The sequence below is a fragment of the Streptomyces sp. NPDC059443 genome, assembly GCF_042750105.1.
In the GTDB taxonomy this organism is placed as follows: Bacteria; Actinomycetota; Actinomycetes; order Streptomycetales; family Streptomycetaceae; genus Streptomyces.
The window spans coordinates 1-2741 of the sequence record NZ_JBHYVM010000073.1 but is presented as its reverse complement, the minus strand read 5'-3'; the positions used below and the strand labels follow the sequence as shown (position 1 = coordinate 2741).

The window sequence follows — 2741 nt, the reverse complement described above, 5'->3', positions numbered from 1 at the left end:
TGTGTCTCCGACTCTATCAGACTCTTTCGTGTCCGATTCCCAGTCAGCGGGTTTCGCTTTCCAGTTCTTCGCTTTCGCGTTTCCCTTTCCGGCGAGTCCGACTCTATCAGAAGTTTTCCACCGGATTTCCCGGCTTCAGATTCCTGGATGAGGAGTCGAGGGTGCCCACTCTGAATTGCTTCTTTGGGGGCCGGCTGCCGAACTTGTCCAGTTCCAGGCAACCGTTTGACTCTACATGACGCCCCCGGCACGGTCAAAATCGGCGCGACAGGACCGCCCGCCACCCCGTAGCGTGCCTGTCCCCGCGTTACGGGGCGGCCCGCCGTAGCCCCGGGTCACACGCCGCCACTGCGGCAGCGACCCCGACACCATCGGCCTCGTACTCCAACAGGGCGGGCAGCAGCTCGGGGGCGCCCAGGACCTCCGCGGCCCGGAACGTGAGGACGTGCGCGCCCTCAGGATTCTCGAGCAACTCCATCAGCAACGGGACGGCGCGGGGGTCGCGTCGCAGGGCCAACCCGTGGATCGCCTCCTCGCGGGCATCGGCGTACTCGTCGATCGTCCGCTCCCAGAGCGCGTCACGGATCGCGGGCCCGTCGGCCTCGGCCTGGGACCCCAGGGTGAACGTCGCCCAGTTGCGGACCTCGGGGTCCTGGTCCCGGGTCAGCGCGATGAGCGCATGGATGTCCGGCCCGTCCGGTGAACCCGTAAGGACCCCGGGGAACGCACAGGCCACCTGCCGGCGGACCTCGGCATCGGGATGCCCGGCGAGGACAACGAGCACGGGGAGGACGCGCGGGTCGTACGTCATCTCCACCGCACGAGCCAGCACCAAGAGGACCCTCCCCTCCGTCTCCCGCTCCGCGAGGGCCACGAGCGCGGCCGCCGTCTCGGCTCGGACCGCCTCGTTCCGATCACTCGCGTTACGGAGCAGATCGCAACCCATCTCGCGCTCGACCGGATCCCCCGACCGGATCAGCCCCAGGCCGGTCGCCAGCGCCCCCGGCCCGTCGCCGCCGGCCCGCCACAGCAGGGCCTCGTACCCGTCCCAGTCCTCCGACACGGCAGCAACCCGCGCCTGCCCGACCAACTCCGCCACCGCACCCATCCCCATCCCCATCCGAACATCCTGACGACCGAACCCCGCGCGCGCGTCGCAACAACGCCGGCGCCCCCTGCGTCCACCACATCAGCCGTACCCGCGTCTCCCCCGGGTGGGGGAGACGGTCGACACCGCCGGGGGACGCGGGGCCACGCGGGGCGGGGCGAGCATGGCGGTGCCGGAACCACCGGGCGAAAGGATGAAGACCGCGATGAGCTCCACCCACCCCCAGACCGTCCTCGACGTGTCGCGCCGCATCAAGTGGGCCGCGCACGCCATCCCCTTGTGCGCCCTGCCATCGGGGCTGTGGCGCATCGCGCTCGTGGCCGGCTGGCCCGACTGGTACGCCGGGCACGTCTGGCTGCCGGGCGAACGGCCGTACGTGCTCTCGCTCTCCCTGGTTGCCGAGTGCCTCGCGCTGCTCACCCTGGGGCTCGTCCAGCCCTGGGGGGAACGACTGCCCGCCTGGTTACCGTTCGCCGGCGGCCGCGTGATACCGGTCCGAGCCGCCGTCGTTCCCGCCTCCATCGGCGCCTTCCTGGCCACCGCGCTGGCCGCGTACACCACCCTGAACTACGCGTTCGAGTTCGTACCGCCGCTGAACGACACCGGCGAGACCTTCCCCACCAGAGGCCCCGGAGCGTGGGCCCTTTGGGTCTGCTACGCCCCGATCCTCGCCTGGGGACCATTGCTGGCGGTGGTGACGCGGGCCTACCACCTGCGCCGGACCTCTGGCCGGGCCCCGGCGGGGCGGGTGGGTCTCGTAGCCGGCTCCGGTGACCCGGACCGGTAGGAGGAGGCCGAGGGTGTCGACGCGGAACTGGCCGATGTTCACGGCTGGTTGGGGCGTTGGGGCGTTGGCACGTAGTCGGCTGCTACCAGCCGTGGCGAGATGGTCCGATCACGGAGAGGCCGACCTGCTCGGCGAGCCACTCGACGCGCGCGTCGCCGTTCCCGCGGATATGGACGTGGACGGTGTGGTCCGGCGAGGGCTCGTCACGGAACAGGCCTCGGCAGTAGACGGAGATCTGGACATCGGCGTACTTCATCTCGCGGAGCAGACCGAGCTCGGGGACCTCCGGCCATGGGGTGTCCCACCACTCCAGACTGCCCGGCAGTCCGGTGTTCACCGTCTCCAGGAGTGCCGACTCGTCCATCGCACCGAGCGGCTGGTCCTCCACGGACACCTCCATCGGGTAGTCCTCGGCAGGGATGCCCGGTATCTCCTCCGCCGTGTACCAGGCGATCGGCCCCTTCTCGTCGGCCGATCTGATGCAGGCCTCCGCCGGCAGGGCCGCCACCATCCGCAGCAGCTGCTCCTGACTGCCGGCCTGGCCGTACACGTTGACCGTGGTGTTGCTCAGATCGGCCAGCCGAAGTAGCCCACGCGCGGCCGCGAGGGCCTTCGGCAGGTCCTTGGTACGCAGGACTGGAAAGGCTCTCGTGTTCCCCATGCCCGGAAGCCTCCCAGAGCCATCGGGCCGCTGCACCGCAATTTGTTCGGTGTCTGACCGTCTGGGGATCGATGGGGTCGGATCGTAAAGGGCTGTGAACGCAGAAAAGCCCCGTACCAGTTCCCTGGTACGGGGCTCTCTACAATGATTGTTCGGCGGCGTCCTACTCTCCCACAGGGTCCCCC

3 protein-coding genes are annotated in these 2741 nt (G+C 69.6%); 1 reads left to right on the top strand and 2 read right to left on the bottom strand.

Annotated elements, in window-relative coordinates:
- Positions 1 to 307: 307 nt before the first annotated feature.
- On the bottom strand, positions 308 to 1120 hold the full coding sequence (locus ACFXDJ_RS35800) for a HEAT repeat domain-containing protein (RefSeq protein WP_384664008.1): 813 nt from the start codon (positions 1118 to 1120) through the stop codon (positions 308 to 310).
- 193 nt (positions 1121 to 1313) lie between these two features.
- On the opposite strand from ACFXDJ_RS35800, the gene ACFXDJ_RS35795 reads away from it, so the two are divergent.
- Positions 1314 to 1895 carry a hypothetical protein gene (locus tag ACFXDJ_RS35795; RefSeq protein ID WP_384664010.1) on the top strand — a complete coding sequence of 194 codons (582 nt, stop codon included), beginning with the start codon at positions 1314 to 1316 and terminating at the stop codon, positions 1893 to 1895.
- An 82-nt stretch (positions 1896 to 1977) separates the two neighbouring features.
- On the opposite strand, the gene ACFXDJ_RS35790 is transcribed toward ACFXDJ_RS35795, so the two are convergent.
- Positions 1978 to 2556, bottom strand: a complete 579-nt coding sequence (locus ACFXDJ_RS35790; RefSeq protein ID WP_384664012.1) for a hypothetical protein — start codon at positions 2554 to 2556, stop codon at positions 1978 to 1980.
- Between the last annotated feature and the right edge of the window lie 185 nt (positions 2557 to 2741).

What these genes read in the sequence shown, in the direction of transcription:
- ACFXDJ_RS35790 (WP_384664012.1), bottom strand. Translation starts at nt 2,556, where the DNA reads ATGGGGAACACGAGAGCCTTTCCAGTCCTGCGTACCAAGGACCTGCCG.
- ACFXDJ_RS35800 (WP_384664008.1), bottom strand. Translation starts at nt 1,120, where the DNA reads ATGGGGATGGGGATGGGTGCGGTGGCGGAGTTGGTCGGGCAGGCGCGG.
- ACFXDJ_RS35795 (WP_384664010.1), top strand. Translation starts at nt 1,314, where the DNA reads ATGAGCTCCACCCACCCCCAGACCGTCCTCGACGTGTCGCGCCGCATC.